This is a genomic window from Dietzia cercidiphylli (assembly GCF_039531545.1).
Taxonomy (GTDB): Bacteria; Actinomycetota; Actinomycetes; order Mycobacteriales; family Mycobacteriaceae; genus Dietzia; species Dietzia natronolimnaea.
In genome coordinates this window covers 373,473-396,281 of sequence record NZ_BAAAQG010000007.1, presented here as the reverse complement: position 1 = coordinate 396,281, position 22,809 = coordinate 373,473, and the positions used below count along the sequence as shown (strand labels likewise).

Annotated in this window: 21 protein-coding genes; 5 read left to right on the top strand and 16 right to left on the bottom strand. The window is 71.7% G+C overall.

Going from position 1 to position 22,809, the window contains the following annotated elements; all coding sequences use genetic code 11:
• Positions 1–9 precede the first annotated feature (9 nt).
• Together ABD250_RS08165 and ABD250_RS08160 are read right to left on the bottom strand one after the other, a co-directional pair.
• Positions 10–2,118: a M3 family metallopeptidase gene (locus ABD250_RS08165; RefSeq protein ID WP_182658677.1), complete on the bottom strand. Its 2,109-nt coding sequence runs from the start codon at positions 2,116–2,118 to the stop codon at positions 10–12.
• 33 nt (positions 2,119–2,151) lie between these two features.
• A complete protein-coding gene (locus tag ABD250_RS08160; RefSeq protein ID WP_182658678.1) occupies positions 2,152–2,973 on the bottom strand; it encodes a TSUP family transporter in 822 nt (273 codons plus the stop codon).
• Between the two features lie 26 nt (positions 2,974–2,999).
• Between ABD250_RS08160 and ABD250_RS08155 the strand changes: the two genes are divergently transcribed.
• Positions 3,000–3,518: a CGNR zinc finger domain-containing protein gene (locus tag ABD250_RS08155; RefSeq protein ID WP_182658679.1), complete on the top strand. Its 519-nt coding sequence runs from the start codon at positions 3,000–3,002 to the stop codon at positions 3,516–3,518.
• A gap of 22 nt (positions 3,519–3,540) precedes the next feature.
• On the opposite strand, the gene lepA is transcribed toward ABD250_RS08155, so the two are convergent.
• Positions 3,541–5,400: a translation elongation factor 4 gene (gene lepA, locus ABD250_RS08150; RefSeq protein ID WP_182658680.1), complete on the bottom strand. Its 1,860-nt coding sequence runs from the start codon at positions 5,398–5,400 to the stop codon at positions 3,541–3,543.
• A gap of 58 nt (positions 5,401–5,458) precedes the next feature.
• Positions 5,459–6,181, bottom strand: coding sequence for an EthD domain-containing protein (locus ABD250_RS08145; RefSeq protein WP_179524954.1), 723 nt, complete (start codon positions 6,179–6,181; stop codon positions 5,459–5,461).
• A gap of 35 nt (positions 6,182–6,216) precedes the next feature.
• Between ABD250_RS08145 and ABD250_RS08140 the strand changes: the two genes are divergently transcribed.
• Both ABD250_RS08140 and rpsT read left to right on the top strand, forming a co-directional pair.
• Positions 6,217–6,765, top strand: coding sequence for a type II toxin-antitoxin system PemK/MazF family toxin (locus ABD250_RS08140; RefSeq protein ID WP_344391660.1), 549 nt, complete (start codon positions 6,217–6,219; stop codon positions 6,763–6,765).
• Between the two features lie 207 nt (positions 6,766–6,972).
• A complete protein-coding gene (gene rpsT / locus ABD250_RS08135) occupies positions 6,973–7,233 on the top strand; it encodes a 30S ribosomal protein S20 (RefSeq protein WP_179524952.1) in 261 nt (86 codons plus the stop codon).
• A gap of 115 nt (positions 7,234–7,348) precedes the next feature.
• Here rpsT and holA read toward each other — a convergent pair whose 3' ends face one another.
• The 12 genes from holA to ABD250_RS08075 form a co-directional block, all read right to left on the bottom strand.
• Positions 7,349–8,326 (bottom strand): DNA polymerase III subunit delta, encoded by a 978-nt coding sequence (gene holA / locus ABD250_RS08130; RefSeq protein WP_182659252.1) that lies wholly within the window; start codon positions 8,324–8,326, stop codon positions 7,349–7,351.
• 66 nt (positions 8,327–8,392) lie between these two features.
• Complete coding sequence (locus ABD250_RS08125; RefSeq protein ID WP_179524950.1) at positions 8,393–9,832, bottom strand: ComEC/Rec2 family competence protein; 1,440 nt, start codon at positions 9,830–9,832, stop codon at positions 8,393–8,395.
• Positions 9,829–10,794 (bottom strand): helix-hairpin-helix domain-containing protein, encoded by a 966-nt coding sequence (locus ABD250_RS08120; RefSeq protein WP_344391655.1) that lies wholly within the window; start codon positions 10,792–10,794, stop codon positions 9,829–9,831. Before ABD250_RS08120 ends, ABD250_RS08125 begins: the two co-directional genes overlap by 4 nt.
• Positions 10,795–10,844: 50 nt before the next feature.
• Positions 10,845–11,675, bottom strand: a complete 831-nt coding sequence (locus tag ABD250_RS08115) for a DegV family protein (protein WP_182645494.1) — start codon at positions 11,673–11,675, stop codon at positions 10,845–10,847.
• Positions 11,672–12,373 (bottom strand): histidine phosphatase family protein, encoded by a 702-nt coding sequence (locus ABD250_RS08110; RefSeq protein WP_182609839.1) that lies wholly within the window; start codon positions 12,371–12,373, stop codon positions 11,672–11,674. The genes ABD250_RS08115 and ABD250_RS08110 overlap by 4 nt, the downstream gene beginning before the upstream one ends.
• A gap of 7 nt (positions 12,374–12,380) precedes the next feature.
• Positions 12,381–12,824: a ribosome silencing factor gene (rsfS, locus tag ABD250_RS08105; protein WP_182609840.1), complete on the bottom strand. Its 444-nt coding sequence runs from the start codon at positions 12,822–12,824 to the stop codon at positions 12,381–12,383.
• Positions 12,821–13,537, bottom strand: coding sequence for a nicotinate-nucleotide adenylyltransferase (nadD, locus tag ABD250_RS08100; protein ID WP_179524945.1), 717 nt, complete (start codon positions 13,535–13,537; stop codon positions 12,821–12,823). The genes rsfS and nadD overlap by 4 nt, the downstream gene beginning before the upstream one ends.
• A gap of 56 nt (positions 13,538–13,593) precedes the next feature.
• Positions 13,594–15,024: a vWA domain-containing protein gene (locus tag ABD250_RS08095; RefSeq protein WP_182659124.1), complete on the bottom strand. Its 1,431-nt coding sequence runs from the start codon at positions 15,022–15,024 to the stop codon at positions 13,594–13,596.
• Between the two features lie 27 nt (positions 15,025–15,051).
• The gene (locus ABD250_RS08090; RefSeq protein ID WP_179524943.1) at positions 15,052–15,933 is read right to left on the bottom strand and encodes an AAA family ATPase; all 882 of its coding nucleotides are present in this window, start codon (positions 15,931–15,933) and stop codon (positions 15,052–15,054) included.
• 71 nt (positions 15,934–16,004) lie between these two features.
• Positions 16,005–17,237, bottom strand: coding sequence for a glutamate-5-semialdehyde dehydrogenase (locus tag ABD250_RS08085; RefSeq protein WP_182659125.1), 1,233 nt, complete (start codon positions 17,235–17,237; stop codon positions 16,005–16,007).
• A gap of 113 nt (positions 17,238–17,350) precedes the next feature.
• On the bottom strand, positions 17,351–18,235 hold the full coding sequence (locus ABD250_RS08080; protein WP_182609841.1) for an SDR family NAD(P)-dependent oxidoreductase: 885 nt from the start codon (positions 18,233–18,235) through the stop codon (positions 17,351–17,353).
• 70 nt (positions 18,236–18,305) lie between these two features.
• Positions 18,306–18,917, bottom strand: a complete 612-nt coding sequence (locus ABD250_RS08075; protein WP_344391647.1) for a class I SAM-dependent DNA methyltransferase — start codon at positions 18,915–18,917, stop codon at positions 18,306–18,308.
• A 169-nt stretch (positions 18,918–19,086) separates the two neighbouring features.
• Between ABD250_RS08075 and ABD250_RS08070 the strand changes: the two genes are divergently transcribed.
• The gene (locus ABD250_RS08070; RefSeq protein ID WP_344391645.1) at positions 19,087–21,303 is read left to right on the top strand and encodes a RecQ family ATP-dependent DNA helicase; all 2,217 of its coding nucleotides are present in this window, start codon (positions 19,087–19,089) and stop codon (positions 21,301–21,303) included.
• 187 nt (positions 21,304–21,490) lie between these two features.
• A complete protein-coding gene (locus ABD250_RS08065) occupies positions 21,491–22,756 on the top strand; it encodes a calcium/sodium antiporter (RefSeq protein WP_182658822.1) in 1,266 nt (421 codons plus the stop codon).
• The last annotated feature ends 53 nt before the right edge of the window (positions 22,757–22,809 follow it).

Below are 22,809 nucleotides of genomic sequence, written 5' to 3'. Positions count from 1 at the left end.
GGATCGATCCTACGACCGGCCGGCGGTGGCGACCTCGCGGCCGCCCACCACCGAACTGTCCAGGCCCCGGCGGCGCAGCAGCGCCGAGGGACTCGGGTCCGCACCGCGCATCGCCCGGTAGGCGTCGAGGAAGTCGATCGCCCCGCCGCGGGACAGGACCTCACGGCGCATCGCGTCCCCCGAGGACCGCTTCAGTCCCCCACGTTCGGCGAACCACTCGGCGGCGTCCGCGTCGAGCACCTCGGCCCAGAAGTAGGAGTAGTAGGCCGCCGAGTACCCGCCGGCGAAGATGTGCTGGAAGTACCGCGACCGGTACCTGGGCTCGACGCCGGGGACGTCGAGTCCCGCCTCGGCGAGCACCCTGGCCTCGAACTCGTCGACATCCGTCACCGCCTCGGCCTCCTCGAGGGTCAGCGAGTGCCAGGCCAGGTCCAGTAGGGCGGCGGCGAGGTACTCGACGGTGGCCTGCCCCTCACCGAAGCGTTCGGCCTCCCGCATCCGCGCGACCAGATCCTCGGCGATCGGCTCCCCCGTCTCCACGTGCCGGGCGTATCGCGCGAGCATCTCCGGCCGGCGCGCCCACATCTCGTTGACCTGTGAGGGGAACTCGACGAAGTCGCGCGGCACCGAGGTCCCGGAGAACACCGGGTACTCCACGTCCGAGAGCAGGCCGTGGAGGGCGTGCCCGAACTCGTGGAACATCGTCGTGACCTCGTCCATGGTGAGCAGCGTCGGCTCACCCGCCGCGGGGCGGGACAGGTTCATGACGTTGACGACGACGGGACGCGAATCCAGGAGCCGGGACTGGTCGCGGAACGAACTCATCCAGGCCCCGCCCCGCTTGGTCGGACGTGCGTAGTAGTCGAGGAGCAGCAGACCGATCCCGGCGTCGGGCTGGTCCCGCTGGTCGTCGAAGACCTCGATCACCCGGACGTCCGGGAGGAATCCGCGCAGGTCCGTCCGCTCGGCGAAGCGCAGGCCGTAGAGCTCGGAGGCCGAGTGCATGACCGCGTCGCGCAGCACGCGCTCGAGCTCGAAGTACGGCCGGACGCGTGCGTCGTCCACCTGGAAGCGGTCGGCGCGCAGCCGCTCGGACTCCCAGGCCCAGTCGGCCGGGTTCAACTCGCGGTCCTCCCCGCCGAGCAGGTCCTTGGCCTCGTTGCGGGCATTGGTGACGGCGGCGTCGACCACGTCGAGCAGCAGACCTCGTGCCGCATCGGGCGACCCGGCCGTCTCCACGGCGAGTACGTGCTCGGCGTGGGAGCCCAGCCCCAACAGGTGCGCGCGCTCGGCGCGGAGCCGGACGATCTCCAGGACGATCGGGGAGTTGTCGTGCTCCGGGGTCGAACCCCGTCGCAGCGAGGCCTCCATGACCCGCCGCCGCAGACCCTGATGGTCCAGCCACGCGGAGATCGGCTGCACCGTGGGCAGTCCCAGCGGGATGAGCCAACCCTCGCGTCCCGCCTCCGCGGCCGCGGCGGCGAGCGATGAGCGCATGGACGCGGGCAGCCCGGCCAGCTCCGCCTCGTCGGTCACGGGGACGGCGAGCTCGGCGGTGGAGGCGAGCAGGTTCTCCCCGAACGCCGTGGTCAGTTCGGCCAACCGGGTGTCGATCGCCGTCAGCCGCTCGCGGCCCGCCTCGTCGAGTCCCGCACCCGCCCGGAGGAGGTCACGGTGATGCCGACGGATCAGCCGCGCGGTCTCGTCGTCGACCTCCAGCTCCCCCAACTCCAACGCCGAGTGGACGGCGTCGACCCGCGCGTGGAGGCCCTGATCGGTCATGACGGCCGAGCCGTGGGCGGCCAGGAGCGGCGAGACCACCCGGTCCACGTCGAGCCGGGCGGGGGTCGCATCCGGACCGAGGAGCCCGTAGAACACCGACAGGACCCGGTGGAGCGCCCGGCCCGACCGCTCGAGGGCGATGACCGTGTTGGCGACGGACGGCGGTTCCGGGTTGGCCACGATCGCCGCGACCTCGGCCGCGTGGTCGTCGATCGCCGTCCGGATGGCCGGCTCCAGTTCCGCCTCGTCGATCGCCGCGAAGTCGGGCAACCCGTACGGCAACGGTGACTCGTCGAGCAGCGGGTGGCGGCCGGGTTCGGGGCTCGGGAGGGTCATGGGGGCGAGTCTACGTCGGCTCCGCGGGACGCCTCACGTCCACTGGGCCACCGTGTCCCACGCCAACTTGACCGCCAGGATGCCGATGACCACGAGGAACACCACCCGGATGAACTCGTTGCCGTGTCGCATCGCCATCCGCGCGCCGATGAACCCCCCGGTGAGGTTGGCCACCGCCATACAGCCACCGATGAGCCACAGCACCTCGCCGTGGATGCCGAACACCAGGATCGAGGCGATGTTGGTGGTGAGGTTGGCGAGCTTGGCCGCCACGGTCCCCTGCAGGAAGCCGAAGCCCAGGAACGCGACGATCGCGATCACGAAGAACGACCCGGTCCCCGGACCCAGGACCCCGTCGTAGAACCCGATCAGCAGACCGATCAGCGCCGATCGCCAGATGCGCGCCCACCCGGTGTACCGGTTCTCGTGGGTGCGACCCATGGTGGGCCGGAACCACGTGTAGGCGCCCACCACGATGACGGCCACCAGGACGACCGGCGTGAGCAGGTCCCTCGCGATGAACCTGGCGACCGACGAGCCGGCGGCCGACCCGGCGAAGGCCGCGACCACCAGCGGGAGCACCATCCCGATCGGCACCCGGATCCGGCGCAGGTAGGTCAGGGAGGCGACCAGCGTCCCGGCGACCGAGGAGAGTTTGTTGGTCCCGAGGATCTCCGGGGTCGAGGCATCCGCGGGCAGTCCGAGCACCAGCGCCGGGAGCTGGATGAGTCCTCCCCCGCCGACCACCGAGTCGACCCAGCCTGCGACGAACGCGGCCAGCACGAGCGCGGCCAGGACCCACACCGAGACCCCCACCGCCGGGGACGCGGCCAGACCCGCGAATGACTGAGGCATACCGATCACTGTGCTGTAATCGGTTTGTGTATATCAACCCTTACGGGGCCGATCCGGTGACCCTCGCCGCCGACCTGGCGAACCGCCGCCCCCGCACCACCCGCGAACTGGTGGACCGCTGCCGCGAATCGGGGGTGACCATCGACCGGGGGGCGTGTGACGAGGACCTCGAGGAGGTGCTGACGTTTCTCGACGACTGGCTCGTCGTCGTCGACACCACCGACCCCCGCGGGCGGGCCGACGCCCTCAACGCCCTGCTCGCCGACCACTCGGCGCCGCCGCGACTGACCGACCACGACGGCCACTGGCACGTCCACTACCGCGCGGACGACGTCTCGTTCGCGCGGCTCCTCACCGCCATGTTCTCGGTGGGGACCGCACTCCACCTGACCTCACGGGGCATCGACCGGCTGGCCAGATGCGCGGCCGACGACTGCTCGGACGTCTTCGCCGACACCACCCGCAACGGGCGCAAGCGGTACTGCTCGACCCGCTGCACCAACCGGTCCGCCGTGCGGCGGCACAGAGCGAGGCACTGGGCGTGAGCCCACGCGGAGCCGACGGCCGCTACTTCTTGTCCGCGCTCGACTCCGCGGACAGCGCTGCCACGAAGGCCTCCTGGGGCACGTCCACGCGGCCGATCGACTTCATGCGCTTCTTGCCCTCCTTCTGCTTCTCGAGCAGCTTGCGCTTGCGGCTGATGTCGCCGCCGTAGCACTTGGACAGCACGTCCTTGCGGATGGCGCGGATGTTCTCGCGGGAGATGATCTTCGCGCCGATCGCCGCCTGGATGGGCACCTCGTACTGCTGACGCGGGATGAGCTCCTTGAGCTTGCCCGTCATCTTGTTGCCGTAGGCCTGGGCGTAGTCGCGGTGCACGATCGCGCTGAACGCGTCCACGGCCTCGCCCTGCAGCAGGATGTCGACCTTGACCAGATCGGACGCCTGCTCACCGGCCTCCTCGTAGTCCATCGACGCGTAGCCCTTGGTGCGGGATTTGAGCGAGTCGAAGAAGTCGAAGATGATCTCGCCCATCGGCATGACGTAGCGCAGCTCGACGCGGGTCTCGGACAGGTAGTCCATGCCCTTCATCTCGCCGCGCTTGGACTGGCACAGTTCCATGACGGTGCCCACGAACTCGCTGGGAACGATGATCGTGCACTTGACGATTGGCTCGAAGATCTCGCGGTGCTTGCCCTCGGGCCAGTACGACGGGTTGGTGACCTGGTGCTCGCTCCCGTCCTCGGCGACCACGCGGTACACCACGTTCGGGGCGGTGGAGATGAGGTCCAGGTTGAACTCCCGCTCCAACCGGTCCCGGGTGATCTCCATGTGCAGCAGACCCAGGAATCCGCAGCGGAAGCCGAAGCCGAGCGCGACCGAGGTCTCCGGCTCGTAGTCCAGCGAGGCGTCGTTGAGCTGGAGCTTGTCCAGGGCGTCGCGCAGGACCGGGTAGTCGGACCCGTCGATCGGGTAGAGCCCGGAGAACACCATGGGGTTGGGCTCGGCGTACCCCGCGAGCGGCTCCTCCGCCCCGCCGCGGGCGCTGGTGATGGTGTCGCCGACCTTGGACTGGCGGACGTCCTTGACGCCGGTGATGAGATAACCGACCTCGCCGGGCCCGAGCCCCTTCGTCGCTTTGGGCTCCGGCGAGATGATCCCGACCTCGAGCGCCTCGTGCGTCGACCCCGTCGACATCATCCTGACTTTCTCGCGCGGGTTGAGCGAGCCGTCGAACACCCGGACGTAGGTGACCACGCCGCGGTAGGTGTCGTAGACCGAGTCGAAGATCATCGCGCGGGCCGGGGCGTCCGGGTCGCCCACGGGCGCCGGGATCCGCTCGCACACCCTGTCCAGCAGTTCCTCGACGCCCATGCCCGTCTTGCCGGAGACCCGCAGGACGTCGTCCGGCTCGCACCCCACGATGTGGGAGATCTCCTCGGCGAACCGGTCCGGGTCCGCGGCCGGGAGGTCGATCTTGTTGAGCACCGGGATGATCTCGAGGTCGTTCTCCATGGCCAGGTAGAGGTTGGCCAGCGTCTGGGCCTCGATGCCCTGCGCGGCGTCGACCAGCAGGATCGCCCCCTCGCACGCCTCGAGGGCGCGGGAGACCTCGTAGGTGAAGTCCACGTGGCCCGGGGTGTCGATCATGTGCAGGACGATCTCCTCGCCCTGGTGGGGGCCGGACCGCGGCACCCACGGCAGGCGGACGTTCTGCGCCTTGATGGTGATGCCGCGTTCGCGCTCGATGTCCATCCGGTCGAGGTACTGGGCGCGCATGAGCCGCTCCTCGACCACGCCGGTGAGTTGCAGCATGCGGTCGGCGAGCGTCGACTTGCCGTGGTCGATGTGGGCGATGATGCAGAAGTTCCTGATCCTGGCGGGATCGGTGAACGTCGTCTCTGCGAAGTTGGGAATCTCGATCACTCCTGGAGGCGGGCCCGGGCGTGGCGGGGTGCGGTCCGACCGGGCGATGCCCCCATTGTCACACGTGCGGGCTCCGGATACGCATCACGTACCGTCCCGTGGGGATCGCGTCGACCGTGCCGTCGTCGAGGAACCGGGCCGTCGAGGCGGTCATGGCCTTGATGTTGTGGCTCATCCTCTCATCGCTGCCCCGGGAGTCGAAGAACACCCCGAGGTCCCCGGCCGCCTCGATCGGGAACACCTCCTCGACGATCCCCGCGATCTCCGGCGCGTCCCCGGTCAGTGCGCGGACCACCACGTGCTGGGTGTAGGCGGTGGTGGACTGCGTCTCGATCGCCACCGGCGTGTGCTCCTCGAGCCAGACGCGCAGCCATTCGTCGCGGTCCAGCCGCCCGGGGCGACGCAGGAAGGCCAGATTGGCCATCCCGGGACACCTCCCGTCCTCCCCCGGCTCCGGCACGCGGAGCGGCTCCGATCCGGTCACCGACCACGCGGAGACCGGGCCCAGCCCGCGAAGGGCGTCGAGGACGCCGGCGCAGGCGGTGGCCGAGGCCACCGGCACCCGCGCGCGGACCGCCGCGAGCACCGGCCGCGGGGTCACCTGCACGTCGATCATCGCGCCGGCCACCGCCTCGTCGCGGACGTTCACCACGTACTCGGTCACCCCGAGGTCGGCGAGCGGGCCGTCCACCGCCCGGGCGATGTCCGACCGCAGCCGGGAGGCGTCGGGCCCGGCACGTTCCGGGTCGTCCGACCACACCACCGCCAAGAGCATGTCCATGAACCGGGATCCTAGATGCCGTTACCCTGGCGGACATGGCGATCGACTGGGCCCGGATGGGTCGCACCGCGGCCCGGATGAGCCGCAAGTACGGACCGACGGTGGCCCTCGAGGTGCGTCGGCGCCTCGAGGATCGCGGGATCACCTCCGCCGCGCCGCGTGGGGCCGTGGGAGCGGGACGACCCACCACGTCCGGGACCGTGCCCACGTCGAGTCGCGCGCGGACCGTCTCCTACGCACCCGACCTCGACGGTCGGGCCGATCCGGGAGAGATCGTGTGGACGTGGGTCGAGTTCGAGGAGGCCGACGGACGCGGGCAGGACCGTCCGGTCCTGGTGGTGGGCCGCGACGGCGATCGACTGCTCGGCCTCATGCTCTCCTCGCAGGACAGGCGGGACGACGACGAGGGGTGGCTCGGGCTCGGCACCGGGCCGTGGGACCCGGAGGGCCGACCGAGCTGGGTCCGCCTGGACCGCGTGCTGGACGTGCCCGAACAGGGAATCCGACGCGAGGGGGCCGTCTGCTCCCGCGCCACGTTCGACCGGGTCGCGGACCGGTTGCGCTCGGACTACGGCTGGCGCTGACGGGCGGTGGTGGCGGGCAGCCCGACACGGGCCCGACCGGGTGCTCGCCCACCCGTCACGCGTTTTGGCCGGTGACGCCGCCGCTGGTAAAGTGGGTCGTCGGTGTCCACCGGATCGCATTGCGCGTGTTCGAGCGGACTAGAGACATGACATCAGATCGACCGGATCCCCCGGGGAGCCGTCGACACACGACCGAAGGTGTGACCAGTGGCAAACATCAAGTCCCAGAAGAAGCGGAACCTCACCAACGAGCGCAACCGTCTCCGCAACCAGTCGATCAAGTCGTCTCTGCGTTCCGCCATCCGCAGCCTGCGTGAGGCCACCGAGGCCGGCGACAAGGCCAAGGCCGGCGCCCTCCTCGTCGCGACCTCGCGTCAGCTCGACAAGGCCGCCACCAAGGGTGTCATCCACCAGAACCAGGCCGCCAACAAGAAGTCGTCGCTCGCCAAGGCCGTCAACGCGCTCTGAGGCGACCCGCTCCCCCCGTCGGGGAGCACAGCCCCGCGTCGTTAGCCGCCGCGATGAGGCTCCGAGGGCCCACCCCCGCACCGATCGAGTGCGCGTGGTGGGCCCTCGTCGCGTTCTATGCGGCGCCCGCCAGTGAGCCCACTTCCCGCACCGCCCGCTCGAGCGCGTACGAGGTGTCCTCCGCCTGCCCCTTGACCTCGCCGTTGAGGCGGGCCACCACCTGGAGGGCGCTGCCGAGGGTGTCGATGGACCAGTACCGGGTCTGCGCGGTGACCTTCTTGACCTTCCACGGAGGCAGGCCCTGCCGCGCCAGTTCGGCCGGCGGGGTGCCCCTTTGGGTGCCCACCATGGCGATCGAGTTCACGGCGTCCGCGAGAGCGTCCGCCAACACGACGTGCGGGACCCCCGTGTGCATGGCCCATTCGAGGGCCTCGATCGCGCCGGCCACATCCCCGGTGACCGCGCGCTCGGCCACGGTGAACCCGCTGACCCCCACGACCCCGGAGTGATAGCGGCGCACCGCTTCGACGTCGACCTTCCCCCCGGTGTCGGCCACCAGCTGGCCACACGCCGACGCCAGCTGCCGAAGGTCCGTGCCCACCGCCTCCACCAGGGCCTCACACGCCTCGGGGGCCACCCGGACGTCGAGACCCCGGAACTCCGAGCGCACGAATCCCACCACGTCCATGTGGCGGGAGAGCTTGCCGGCCGCGTGCTCCTGCGCACCGGCCTTACGCAGGTCCGGTACGAGCGCCTTGGCCCGACCCCCGCCCGTGTGCTGGACCACCATGACCGTCTGGTCCGGCAGGTCGACGGCGGACCCCATCACCGCCGCCTGGGCGTCCTTGCCCAGTTCCGCGGCACCGGTGATCACCACGATCCGGGCCTCGCCGAACAGCGACGGTGAGAGCAGTTCGAACAGCTGCGGTGCACCGACCTCCGGTCCCCCCAGGCGGGAGACCACGGGCGGATCCTCCCCCGCGGGAGCCGCTGCCCGCACGGCCGCCACGACACCGGCGGTGGCGCGCTCGGTGAGGAACTCGTCCTCGCCCAGGACGAGATGCAGCGGGCCGGGTGAAGAACCGGGTGTCATGGGCGCTCCTCGTCGTCGTACTCACCCGACATCGTGCCACGCAGGTCCGTCACCACAGGCGCGGGATCACCCGGGCGCCACGTCGGGCGACCCCGGCAGGGACACGGCGACGTCCGCGACGGTCTCGAGCCACCACAGCGCCGGGGCGCACGCCCACGCCAGCACGACGGCCCCGTCCTCCCACACCGGCCCGAGGGCCGCGGCGGCGGTCCCGAGCACCGTCACCAGAGGCACCACCGGGGCCACCGCGATATTGGCGGGCAGCGCCCACGGGCCCGTCTCCAACCCGGTGACCGCCAGTACCGGGAGGGTGGCCAGGTGTGCCACCACGCAGACCGCCAGCACGTCCGCAATGGTGGCGGGCATCCACGGGCGACGCAGACGCACGGCCACGGGTCTGGCGAACAGCACGAGCGCGGCGGTCGCGGTGACCGACAGGACGAAGCCGGCCCCGGTCGCGGTGGCGGGGTCGAGCATCGCCACCAGCAGCACCACGCCGGCCAGCGCGGCCAGAGGGCGACCGGTCCGGTGGGAGCTGAGGGCGGCCAGGCCGATGGCCCCGGTCCCGGCCGCCCGCAACACCGCGGGTTCCGGGCCCACCACCGCTACGAAGCCGGCGAGTGCCGTCCCCGCGGCGATGATGCGGGCGCGGCGTCCGGCCCCCAGCGCGGCGGCCGCCAGCAGGACAGCCCCCATCACGTAGGTGGTGTTGGCCCCGGACACCGCCGCGAGATGGGCCAGGCCCGAGGCCCGGAACGCGTCGCGGGTCTCCGTGGGGACGCCACCCTCGTCGCCGAGCACGAAGGACGGGAGCAATCCCACCGCCTCCCCCTCGAGGGCCCGGTCCGAGACCACCCGCAACCGCTCGCGCACCGCGGCCGGCGCCCGACCCGCCGCTCCCGGTTCGCCCGTCACCCGCGGAGGCGTCAGGGCGCGCAGGCCGGGCTGGTCCCCGGCCGAGCGCGGTTCGAGCACCGCCACCGAGGCCCGCACCCTCGTCCCGGGCGGCAGACCCCGCCACCCCTCGCGGGCCAGGACCACCACGTCGAGTTCGGCCGCCCGCGCCGATGCCCCGGACCCCGTGACCTCCACCCGGAACGGGACCATCACTCCCCCGCTGCGGACCGGGCGGTCGAAGCCCGTCACGACGCCCTCGACACCGGTGCGGGTGTCCACGAGCGAGACCAGCGGATGCGCGGCGAGGGCGTACGATCGCGCAGCCTGGACGCCGGCACCGACCGCCGCGAGCGCGCACGCCATCGCGAGCACCCCCAGCGCCGGGTGGTCCACCTTGTCGCCCGCTCCCACGGCCACCGACCAGGACACCCCGATCACCGCCGCGGCGAGCAGGACGACCGCGAGCGCGGTGGCCACCGCCGGCCGCATCCCCACGGTGACCGCGGTCGTGGCGAAGAGCGCGAGCGTCGGCACGACCAACCGGAGGTCACGCGCGGCGGGTGCCCGCGGAGGCGGACACGGCCCGCCCGCCGGGTCGGCGGTGGTCACACCGTGACGAGGGGCCGGAGGCGTGCGAGGGTCACCGGACCGATTCCGTCGACCTCCGCCAGCTGATCGATGCTCGCGAACGCACCGTTGGCGGCTCGCCACGCGAGGATCGACGAGGCCGTCACCGGCCCCACACCCGGCAGCGTCTCGAGGGCCGTGGCGTCCGCGGTGTTGAGGTCGACCAGTCCCCCACCGGGAGCAGGAGGCGAGCCGGGTGCGGCTCCCGCCGCCGGGGCGGACGCCGGCGCGGGGCCGCCGTCCACCGGTGGGTCGCCCGCCCCGACGATCCCGCTGCGCGGCCCACGCGGGCCGTCGGGCCCCGGTGCGAGCCCCACCAGGATCTGTTCGCCGTCGACCACCTTGCGCGCCAGGTTGAGTCCGTCTCGGTCACCACCGTCCAGGACACCGCCGGCGCTGTCGAGGGCGTCCGCCACCCGCGCACCCGGGGCCACCGTGACCAACCCGCTGCGGCCCACGAGACCGACCACCGAGACGACGACGGGCTCGTCGGGCCCGGCCACCTCGTTCGTGGCCGACCCGGTCGTGGCCACCTCGTTCGCGGCCGGGGCCGCCGGTGCGCCCGGAGCCGACGAGCCGTCGGCACCGACCGTCTCCCCCGGGGCGGCCACCGGGAGGTCCGGTACCGGTGGCCCCTCGGGCACCGCGGCGAGGAGCCGGTGGACGGAGAACCCGCCGAGCCCCAGCACCACCACGACCAGCGCGATGCCGGCGACCCTGTCCGGGGCCCACCGGACCCTGCGCCACCACGGGGGGTCGGCCCACGCCGCCGGATCCGGACGCGCGGGCGGCACCCGTTCGGGTCTCGCCCCGTCCGGATCCGCGTCGGCCAGGGGAACGGACGCCGGGCCCGCCGGCGCGGTCACACTCGAGAGCCGGTGGAGCGCGGCCTCGCGGGCGGGATCACCGGGGTCCGCGGGACGGGTCCGGGTGTCGGGGAACATGGGCCGACGCTAGCCGGGCGGGGGCCACTCGCGGACCCCGCGGAGGTCTCTCAGTCGTCGTCCTGTGGAGAGACCGGGGGGATGGGGAATGCGGTGTCGACGAGGTCGGTCACCGAGACCCCCACGGTCCCGGGCCCCAGGTGCCAGGCCAGGACCTCGTCGAACTCGACGACGAGAACCCGCTCGGGGAACGGGGTCTCCTTGCGGATCTCGGTGGCCATCTCCCGGGCCCGCTCCAGTGCCTCGTGCTGGTGGACGACCACCAGGACATCGCCCCGGCCGACCTCGTCGCGCAGCAGCGCGCGCAACCTCTCGTGGGCCTTGGTCGTGGTCCTGGCCTTGGCCGCCAGGTCGACCGAACCACCACGCAGCACGATGATCGGGCGCATGGCCAGCGCGCTGCCGAAGAGGGCGGCGACAGCGCTGATCCGGCCACCACGGCGCAGACTCTCCAACGACTCCAGAGCGGCGAAGGTGGACGCTCCCCGGCATATCCGCTCGGCGAGTTCGTAGGTGGCGGACAGGCCGAGCCCGTTGTTCGCCGCCCAGGCGCACTGGGCCACCGCGGCGCCGAACGCCATCCCGGCGCACCTGGAGTCCGAGACCAGGACGCGACCGCCGAATCTCGTGGCCGCGTCGGCGGCGGACTCCCACGTGCGGGAGAGATCACGTGAGAGGTGGACGGAGACGATGCCCGTGCAGTCCGGATCGTCGAGGAGTTCCTGGTAGATCGCCGACAGTTCGTCCGGGGTCACCGCGGCCGTCGAGACCGCCCGGTCCCCCTCCTCGACCACGTGGAGGCCCACCACGGTGATGCCGAACTCGCGGACCCACTCCTCGGGGAGGTCGGCACTCGAGTCGGTGACCAGGCGGATGGTCATGGCTGCACCACCGGGGGCGTGAGACCGGCATTCCACTGGTCCAGTCGCCAGAGCACGTCGCGGGCGCCCTCGGTCGTCGGCCCGATCTCCGGGGTCGCGGACTGCCCGCTCCAGGACGACCCGGGCCGCGGGTGCGCGGACAGCTGCACCCAACAGGTGTTCCCGAGACCGTTGAAGATCGGGTACTGCTCGACCGGCAGCTCGATCAGAGCGGCGGTGAGGGCGGCGATCGCCCCCCCGTGGGCCACGAGGACCGCCGGGTGCTCGTTCCACCCCGGCGAGGCGTCCACGAGTTCGTCGACCACCTGGCGGGTCCGCCGGGCCACGTCGAGCCGGCTCTCCCCCTCCGGCGGGGACCACCGTGGGGTGCTGCGCCACCGCATCCGCGCGTCGGGCCACAGCTCGTCGACCTCGGAATGGCTCATCCCCTGCCACGTGCCCAGGTGGGTCTCGCGCAGGCGCGGGTCGGTCCGGACGTCGAGCCCGACCTCCGAGGCCAGTGCCCGGGCCGTCTCGCGTGCCCGCTGCAGGTCGGAGGAGAGGATCGTCCACGGTCGACGGTGTGCGAGGGCGCGACCGACCGCGTGGGCCTGTTGGACGCCGAGTTCGCTGAGCTCGGTGTCCAACTGGCCCTGCATCCGCAGCGAGGCGTTGTAGTGCGTCTGACCGTGACGCAGCAGGATGAGACGACGGGTCACCGCGGTGTCAGAGCCCCTGATCCCGCTGCGGCTCCTCCGGCGCGAGCGAGTCGTCGGCGCCGCTCGTCGCGGACTCCGGCCGCCCGGAGGTCTCGACGCCCTCGATCTCCACGACCGGGCAGTCCTTCCACAGACGGTCGAGCGAGTAGTAGTCGCGCTCGTCGACGTGCTGGACATGGACGACCACCTCGTTGTAGTCGAGCAGCGCCCAGCGCCCCTCGCGAGTGCCCTCCCGACGCAGCGGCTTGTGCCCCGCCTCGCGGAGCTTGTCCTCGATCTCGTCGACGACGGCGTTGACCTGACGTTCGGTCTCGGCCGAGGCCAGGACGAAGCAGTCGGTGATGATGAGTTGGCCGGAGACGTCGAGCACGACGATGTCCGTGGCCAGCTTCTCGTCTGCGGCGCGGGCGGCGATGCCCGCCATGTCCAGGGCCTCGGGGCTAGCGGTCACTGATGGTTCTCCTCGGTGTGGTGGTCGGTGGGGACGAGCTCGCGGTGTGCCGGAGCCGTCGCGGCGGGGGTCCCGTCGAGCCTGGTGGAGCCCTCGGGGCGGTAGAGGTTGCGTTTGGCGATGTACTGGACGACCCCGTCGGGGACGAGGTACCAGACCGGGGCGTCCTCGGCCGCACGCCGTCGGCACTCGGTCGAGGAGATGGCCAGCGCGGGGATCTCGAGCAGGTGCACGCGGCCGTCACCGATCTGAGCGAGATGCGTGTCGGACAACTCGAAGCCGGGGCGCGAGACCCCGACGAAGGTGGCGAGCTCGAACATCTCCTCCCAGCCGCGCCAGGTCAGGATCTTCTCCAACGCGTCCGCGCCGGTGATGAAGAACAGCTCGACTCCGGGGTTCTGTCGCAACAGGTCCCTGAGGGTGTCGACGGTGAAGGTGGGGCCCCGCCGGTCGATGTCCACGCGACTGACGGAGAACCGGGGGTTGGAGGCCGTCGCGATGACGGTCATGAGATACCGGTCCTCGGCGGGCGAGACGGTACGACCCCGCTTCTGCCACGGCTCCCCGGTGGGGACGAACACCACGTCGTCGAGACCGAAACGGTGGGCGACCTCGCTGGCCGCCACCAGGTGACCGTGATGGATCGGATCGAAGGTCCCGCCCATCACTCCGATGCGGCGTCCGGCGCCCGCGGCGGTCCCCGTCGTGGTCATGGTCGCCGAGTCTATCGGTCCGGCACCACGTTCCGCTCCCTCGCGTGTCCGCGCCCTCACACGGGCAGCAGGCCCGCGACGACCGCCGTGAGCTGCTCGACGTTGCGGCACTCGTGCATGGGGACGTACTGGGAGTACAGCCTGGCCGCCGAGTCACCGGTTCCCCACTGCCTCCTGGGCTCCGGATTGAGCCAGTGGGTGTGCCCGACGCGCTCGCTGACGAACTCGAGCGCCTCCACGGCCGGGTCGCGGTAGTTGTTGCGCCCGTCGCCCAGGATGAGCAGCGAACCCGTGCGGGTGAGCGTGTGGGCGTAGCGGTCCGCGAACCCCTCGAGCGCGTGCCCGTAGTCGGAGTGCCCGTCGTAGGTGACGATCTCGGCCTCGCGCACCATCCGGCTCATCGCCGATCCCAGGTCCGACCCGGTCTCGAAGAACGAGGTCACCTCGTCGGTGGTGTCGACGAAGGCGAAGACCCGAACGCGGGAGAACTGCTCACGCAGGGAGTGCACCAGCTGGAGCGTGAAGTGACTGAAGCCGGCCACGGACCCGGACACGTCGCACAACACCACCAACTCGGGGCGCGCCGGCCGGGGCTTGCGCAGCACCAGCTCCACCGGCACCCCGCCGGTGGACATGGACCGGCGCATCGTCTTGCGCATGTCGATGGCGCCCTGACGGTGACGACGACGTCGCGCGGCCAGGCGACTACCGAGCTGACGTGCGAGGGGACCCACCCGCCGACGCAACGTCTGCAGGTCCTGGTCGTTGGCCCGCAGGAAGTCCACCTGCTCCGCCGCGGGACCCACCGCGTAGTCGGCCACCCGGTCGCGACCCACCGTCTCCGCGGTGCGGCGCCGGGTCTCGTCGGCGACCTCGCGCAGGAAACCCCTGACCATGTCCGCCGCCGAGTTGGCGGCCGCGGATTTCTCGGCGTGGCGCTTGGAACCGTCCGGGTCGAAGGGATCGGCCCCCATCAGGCCGTCGAGGATCTTCTGCATGATCGCGCTGGTGTCCAGTGGACTGAGGGCCTGATAGGCGGAGTAGCGCGGACCGCTCGCCGAGTCGTACGAACCGAGCTGTTCCACCAGGAGCTCGGCCAACGCCCGGGCCCTGGCCCGCGACTCCTCGGTGTCCTCGAGCAGAAGCGAGGCGATGAGTTCGTTGAGCGCCTCCGGGTCCACCTTGCCGTCGTCGTCCGTCGGGATCTCCACCTCGAGTGCCACCCCGTCCGAGGCGGAGTGCGCCCCGATCGCGGCGGGGAACCACAGGTCGAAGAGCTGGTCGAACACGCCTCGGTGGGTGGGCTTGTGCAGGATCGTGGCGGCGAGCGCCTCCCTGAGCGCCGCCCGGTCGAGCAGGTCGATGTGGACCATCGCCGCGGCCGCGTCGACCGCCTCACTCGGCCCCACGGGGATGCCCTTGCGGCGCAGGGCGTCGACGAAGTCGACGAGGTGCCCGGACAGCCCGCCGGGCGCACGCGTGTTCATCTCGCCTGACCTCCTGATCGCCGCACGCTAGTTGAGCCGCAGCTCGGCGGCCGCGCGGAGCTGGTCGGACTGGTGCTTGAGCACCACTCCGAGGGTCTGCAGGACGGTCTCGTCGTCGATCGTGTCCAGGCCCAGAGCGACCAGGGTGCGGCCCCAGTCGATGGTCTCGGACACGCTCGGCACCTTCTTGAGCGCCATGGCGCGCAGCACCCCGACCACCCGGACCAGCTGCTCGGCCAGCCGGTCGTCGAGCTCCGGCACCCGCGATCCGAGGATCTTGCGCTCCAGTTCGGGGGTCGGGAAATCCAGGTGCAGGTAGAGGCAGCGCCGCTTGAGCGCCTCGGAGAGTTCGCGGGCCGCGTTGGAGGTCAGGACCACGAACGGCTTGCGGACCGCCTGGATCGTCCCGAGCTCTGGGATCGTCACCGCGAAGTCGCTGAGCACCTCGAGCAGCAGGCCCTCGATCTCGATGTCGGCCTTGTCCACCTCGTCGACCAGGAGCACGGTGGGCTCGCTACGCCGAATGGCGGTGAGCAGCGGGCGGGACAACAGGAACTCCTCGGAGAAGACGTCGTCCCGCGTGGAGTCCCATCCCTCCCCCTGGCCGGCCTGGATGCGCAGGATCTGCTTGGCGTGGTTCCACTCGTACAGGGCCCTGGCCTCGTCCACGCCCTCGTAGCACTGCAGACGGATGAGCTCGGCCTCGGTGGCCGCGGCGACGGCCTTGGCCAGTTCGGTCTTGCCCACGCCCGCCGGCCCCTCGATGAGCAGCGGCTTGCCCAACCGGTCGGCCAGATACACCACCGTCGCGGTCGAGCGGTCGGCCAGGTAGCCCTGGGCCCCGAGACTCTCGATCACGTGGTCGATGCTCTCGAATGCCGGTCGTTGCGCGGTCCGGGCTCGGTCCATGGGTGGGTCCTCTCGATATCTCGGTCGCCCGGGGTGGGGCCGGGTGTGGGCGGTGGCCCGGGTGGAGCGGGTCAGGGACGCACGTGTCCCTTGCCGTGGGCGATCCACTTGGTGCTGGTGAGTTCCTCGAGACCCATGGGCCCGCGGGCGTGCAGTTTCTGGGTGGAGATTCCGATCTCGGCGCCGAAGCCGAACATCTCGCCGTCCGTCCACGCGGTGGAGGCGTTGACCATCACCGCGGCCGCGTCGACCCGGGCACAGAACGCGTCGGCCACCTCGATGCTCCGCGTGGCCACCGCCTCGGTGTGTCCCGACGACCAGCGGGCGATGTGGTCGATCGCGGCGTCCACGCCGTCGACCACCTTCAGCGCGATGTCCATGCTCAGGTACTCCTCGCCCCAGTCCACGTCGTCGGCGGGGACGAGTCCCTCGCGGTCGCCGTGCACGGTGACGCCGGCGGACTGCAGTGCCCCCACCACCCGGTCCACGGCGGCGTCGCCGAGGGCCTCGTCGAGCAGGACGGTCTCGGTGGCGTTGCACACGCTGCAGCGGCGGGTCTTGCCGTTGAGCAGCAGACTGATCGCCTCGTCGATATCGGCGTCACCATGGATGTAGAGGTGGCAGTTACCGGTCCCTGTCTCGATGGCCGGGACCTTGGCGTTCTCCACCACGGCCTGGATGAGCCCGGCACCGCCGCGGGGGATCACCACGTCGACCAGCCCGCGGGCCTGGATGAGGTGGGTGACGGACGACCGGCCCTCCGAGGGCAGGAGCTGCGCGGCGTCCACCGGCAACTCGTGCTGTGCCAGTACGCCCCGCAGGACACCCACGAGTGCCTCGTTGGAGTAGCGGGCCGATCGCGAACCGCGCAGTAGCGCCGCATTCCCCGACTTGAACGCCAGGCCGAACGCGTCGACGGTGACGTTGGGGCGGCCCTCGTAGATCATGCCCACCACGCCCAGCGGAACCCGGACCTGACGTAGCTGCAGCCCGTTCGGCCGGGTGGATCCGCGGGTCACCGTGCCGATGGGATCCGCCAGTCCCGCGACCTGACGGAGGCCTCCGGCGATGCCCTCGATCCGCTCGGCGGTCAGCCGCAGCCGGTCCAGCATCGCCTCGCCGGTCCCCTCTTCCGTCTGGTCGGCGATATCCCGCGCGTTGGCATCGAGGATCTCCGCCCGCGAGGCCACCAGCGCGTCCGCCGCCGCCAGCAGGAGCGCGTTCTTGCGTTCCGTGGTGAGCAGGGCCAGCTCACGCGAGGCCGTCCGGGCGCGACGGGCCGCGTCGTGGACTGCGTCGCGCATCGGGTCGGCGGGCCGATCGGCGCCGGGGTGGCCGGTGGTCTCAGGAGCGTCGAGGTGGCTGGTGGTCATGGGGGTCAGCTTACCGGTGCGCCCGGGGAGGTCACCCGCACGAGTCAGACCGTGAGGACGGCCCCGGTCTCGCGGACGGCGAATTCCCGGAGACGACGGGCCAGGTCCGTGTCGCGGGCCCGGTCGGACCGGTCGCACGGGCCGGGCGCCCCGAGGATCTGACTGAAGCCTGTCGGCCCGATATAGGAGGCCGCCGGGAGGTCCTCGGTCGCGGCGTACAGGAGCGGCCGGGCCCCGTCGGCGGCAGTGGGGACGATCCGTCTCCCGAGTAGCTTCAGTACAGCGTTGACCGGGGGGAACGGGGTCGGGTCGAGGATCGAGGTGGCGGCGAACCCGGGGTGGGCCAGCTGGACGTCCACGGTGGAGCCGGCGGCGGTGAGCCGGTTCTGCAGGTCCAGCCCCCAGAGCATGCAGGCGAGTTTGGACTGCGCGTACGCGGCCGCCATCGAGTACCGGCGCGTGCGGAAATGCGGGTCCTCGAAGCCGATTCGTCCCTTGGCGTGCGCCATCGACGCGGTGATGACGACCCTCTCCCGGAGCAGCGGCAACAGCAGCTCCGTGAGCAGGAACGGACCGAGGACGTTGACCCCCAGGTGCAGCTCGAAGCCGTCTGTCGTCTCCCGCCTGGTCTTGCTCATCAACCCGGCGTTGTCGAGCAGGATGTCGATCGGTTCCGTGCAGGAGGCGGCGAACCCACGCACCGCGTCCAGATCGCCCAGATCGAGCTGGCGGACCTCGGTCGAACCGCCGATCTCGGAGGCGGCCGCCTCCCCCTCGGCCCGGGTGAGGGAAGGGAGCACCACGTGGGCGCCCCGACCCGCGAGTTCACGGGCGGCCTCCAGTCCGATGCCGCTGGTGCCGCCCGTGACCATGACGGTCGTGCCGGTCAGGTCGGGCAGTGCGTCCACGGTCCACGTTGCTTCGCTCATGGGCCCAGTGTGCGCTCACGGCGCCCTCCCGTGGGCGGCCGGTGCCGCGGGCCCCGGCGCGCGCCGCGGTCTAGCCGCGGACGAGGACCGTGATCATGAAGCCGCTGTCGTCGGCGAACGGCTGCAGCTCCCAGGTCGACCAGCGCTGCTCCACCCGCAGCCCGGCGCGTTCGGCGTCGCGGTCGAACTCCTCGCGGGTCCAACCCCGGTCGAGCCCGAAGCCCACGACGAGCCGGCCGGCCCGGCCGTCGGTGCCCTCATCCGCCGTCGCGAGCCTGGCGGCGAGGTTGGTGAGCACGGCACCGCGGTCGGCGGGGTCGACGAAGGCCAGGACGTTTCCCGCCGAGACGGCGAGGTCGAACGGCCCGCGGGCCCACCCCTCCTCTGCCAGATCCGCGACCTCCCACGACGCACCCGGGCACAGCTCTCGCGCCCGCTCGATCAGCAGTGGATCAAGGTCCACGCCGGTGACCCGGTGTCCACGCCAGTGCAGGTAGGCACCGGTGCGGCCCTGGCCGCAGCCCACGTCGAGGATCCGGGCGCCGCGCGGAACCATCGCGTCGATCAGCCGCGCCTCACCGTCGATGTCCACGCCCTCGGCCACCATGTCGTCCCAGCGCCGGGCGTACCGCCGGGAGTGCTCGGGGTCGGCCTCCACGATCTGCTTCCATGTCTGAGCCATGCAGCCCAGTATGACCACCCGGAGAGAAGTCCGACGACGACGAGGGGGCGCATCGTGTCCGGCCGCGGACTCGGTGGTGGACGGGTGATTGTGGGAGCCCGGCGGTGTGGGCGACGAGGTGCTGCAGCGTGAGGCATGTCCTGTCGGAGCCGTGGGGCACGATGGGACCATGACCTCGACAGCGGACCGCCCCCACTCCGACGACCCGATGACCGGGGACCGGGCAGCGCTGCGGGCCCGCGCCGACGAGTTACTGAGCGCCCTCGCCGGCCCGGACGCCGCCCTGCGCGAGGACCAGTGGGTCGCCATCGAGGCCCTGGTGGCCGACCGGCGGCGCGCGCTGGTGGTCCAGCGCACCGGCTGGGGCAAGTCGGCGGTGTACTTCATCGCCGCCCGGTTACTCCGCGAGCTGGGGTCCGGCCCGACCGTGATCGTCTCGCCCCTGTTGGCGCTCATGCGCAACCAGGTCGAGGCCGCGGCCCGGGCCGGAGTCCGGGCGGCCACCATCAACTCCGCCAACATGACCGAATGGGACGAGGTCCGCTCGTCGGTGCGGGCCGGCGAGGTGGACGTGCTGCTGGTGAGCCCCGAGCGCCTCAACAACCCGGATTTCCGGGATACCGTCCTGCCCGCGCTCGCGGCGGACGCCGGACTGGTGGTCGTCGACGAAGCCCACTGCGTGTCCGACTGGGGGCACGATTTCCGGCCGGACTACCGCCGCATCCGCACGCTTCTGGCCGATCTACCCGAGGGGGTGCCGGTCCTGGCGACCACCGCCACGGCCAACGACCGCGTGGTCCGCGATGTGGCGCAGCAGCTCGGTGTGGGCGTCTCGGTCGGCGGCGGCGAGGGAGCCGTGGACGCAAGCCCCGCGGCCTCGGGCATCGTCGACTCCCCCGCCTCCGACCCACTCGCCTCAGACACCCTCGTCCTGCGAGGCGGCCTGGACCGGGAGTCCCTGCGTCTGTCGGTGGTGGACATCGACGACTCCGAGAAGCGCGCCGCCTGGCTCGTGGAGAACCTCGGCTCCCTGCCGGGCAGCGGCATTATCTACAGCCTCACCGTCGCGGCGGCCGAGGACATGGCCGAGCTGCTCACCTCCGCCGGACACCGCGTCAGCTCCTACACCGGCCGCACCGATGCCGGTGAACGCGAGGAACTGGAGCGGGCGTTGCTCGACAACGAGGTCAAGGCGCTGGTCGCCACCTCCGCGCTGGGCATGGGGTTCGACAAGCCGGACCTGGGCTTCGTCGTGCACCTGGGTGCCCCGCCCTCCCCAATCTCCTACTACCAGCAGATCGGCCGCGCCGGGCGCGCCGCCGACCGCGCCGAGGTGGTCCTGCTGCCCGGGCCCGAGGACCGCGCCATCTGGAACCACTTCGCCTCGCTGGCCTTCCCGCCCGAGGACGTGGTGCGGCGAGTCCTCGACGCCCTCGACCCCGACCGCCCGCAGTCCACACAGGCGCTCGAACCGGCCGTCGACCTCGGCCGCAACCGGCTCGAGATGGTCCTCAAGGTCCTCGACGTCGACGGCGCCGTCCAACGGGTCCGGGGCGGCTGGGTGGCCACCGGACGGTCATGGCACTACGACGCCGAGCGCTACGCCGGTCTGGCGGAGGCCCGGCAGTCCGAACAGCAGGCGATGCTGGAGTACCAGCGCACGGGGTCCTGCCGCATGGAATTCCTCCGCGCCCAGCTCGACGATCCCACCCTCGACCCGGCCTCCGGTGGCTGCGGTCGCTGCGACAACTGCACGGGTCAGCGCCGCACGACGGAGGTCGACTCCGGCGCTCTGACCCGGGCCCGCGAGGCCCTCGAGCGGCCCGGCGTGGTCCTGCCTCCCCGCCGTCAGTGGCCCACCGGCCTCGCCAAGCTCGACGTCCCCTTGAAGGGCAAGATCGCCGACGGGCCCGCCGAGGGCCGGGCTCTGGCTCGACTGACCGATCTCGGCCTGGGCCAGAAGCTGCGCGCCCTGCTCGCCGAGCCCGACCAGGACGCCCCGGAATGGCTCGCCCGCGCGTGTATTCCCGTCCTCCGCGAGTGGGGCTGGGCCGACCGGCCGACCGGTGTCGTCGCCCTGGTCACCGGGGAGCATCCGCAGCTCGTCGTCAGCCTCGCCCACGCCCTGGCGCAGATGGGCCGGATGACGCCGCTCGGGGAGATCACCCGTGACCCGGCACTGCCGCCGGTGACCGCCCAGAACTCCGCGTACCGCGTGGCGCAGCTCTGGGGCACCCTCGCGGGGCCGTCGGCCACGCCCGAGGGCCCCGTCCTCCTGGTCACCGACCTGTTCGGAACGGGGTGGACGACCACTGAGGCGGCCCGGCATCTCCGCTCCTCCGGGGTCCCCGCCGTCCTGCCCCTGGCCGTGGCCGCAGCCGGCTAGGTGTGATGTCCGGCTGGGTGTGATGTCCGGCTGGGTGTGATGTCCGGCTGGGTGTGATGTCCAGGGAGGTCGCCGCCTGCGCATCGACAGACCGGAGTCCGGCACGGGATAATCCACCCATGGGTAACGCAACGAGACCGTCACCGTCGGCCGGGCCGGGGTTCACCACGATCCGGTCGGACCCGTCATGAGCGCCCTCACGGTGCTCGCCCTCGCGGTGGGATTCGTCCTGCTCATCGGCGGCGGCGAAGTGCTGGTGCGAGGCGCCGGCGGTCTGGCCGCGACCCTCGGAATCTCCCCGCTGGTGGTGGGACTCACCGTCGTCGCCTTCGCGACCTCCGCGCCGGAGTTCGCGGTGAGCGTCGACGCCGCGCTGAGCGGGTACCCGGGGTTGGCCGTCGGCAACGTGGTGGGCAGCAACATCGCGAACATCCTGCTCATCCTGGGCCTCACAGCGATCGTCGCCCCGCTGGTGGCGACGTCCCGGATCGTGCGCGTCGACATCCCCATCATGGTGCTGTTCTCGGTGGTCGCGCTGCTGGTGGCACTCGACGGCACGATCAGCTTCCTCGACGGTCTGCTCTTGTTCGCCGGCCTCGTGGCGTATGTGGTGGCGACGATCGTCATCTCGCGCAAGCAGGATGGAGGCCGGGCCGCCGCGGCATCGGAGGACCCGGTCGGTGACGGCGCCGGTGGTGGCGCCGCACGTGATGCCGCCGCGGGCGATGACGCCGCACGTGATGCCGCCGCGGGTGATGACCCCGCAGGTGGCGCCAGCGCCGGTGAGACTCGGTCGTCCGGCGTCGCGTCGTCACACCCGGTTCTGGTCAGCAGCGTCTTCGTGGTCGTCGGAGTGGCCCTGCTGGTGGTCGGCGCGCGACTACTCGTCGCGGCGGCGAGTGATCTCGCATCGGCATGGGGAATGAGTGACCTGGTCATCGGTCTCACGGTGGTGGCGGTCGGGACGTCGCTGCCGGAGTTCGCCACGAGCGTGGTGGCGGCGATCCGCGGCGAACGGGACCTGGCCATCGGCAACATCGTCGGTAGCAACATGTTCAACATCGGTGCCGTTCTCGGGATGACCTCGCTCATCACGCCCATCGACGTCGCCCCCGGGGCCGTCCGCTTCGACCTGCCGATCATGCTCGCCGTCTCGCTGGCCCTGCTCCCGATCGCCTTCACCGGTATGGCGATCAAGCGGTGGGAGGGACTGCTCTTCACGGGCTTCTACGCCGCGTACGTCGTCTATGTGGTGCTGCAGGCGGCCGACCACGACGCGTTGGATCCGTTCAGCGCCGCCATGCTCTGGTTCGTCATCCCCATCACCGCGTTGTGGCTGATCGGGCTGGCCACCTACGAACTCGGTCTGTTGCGGGGACGCAGACAGGCGCGGGCGCGACCGGTCCCCGCCCACGACGGCGCAACGGATACGGGGACCGGTGGCCCAGGGTGACCCCCCGTAGCGCGGCCGGGGACGACGGTCCTCGACGCGAGGTCCGTGCGCCC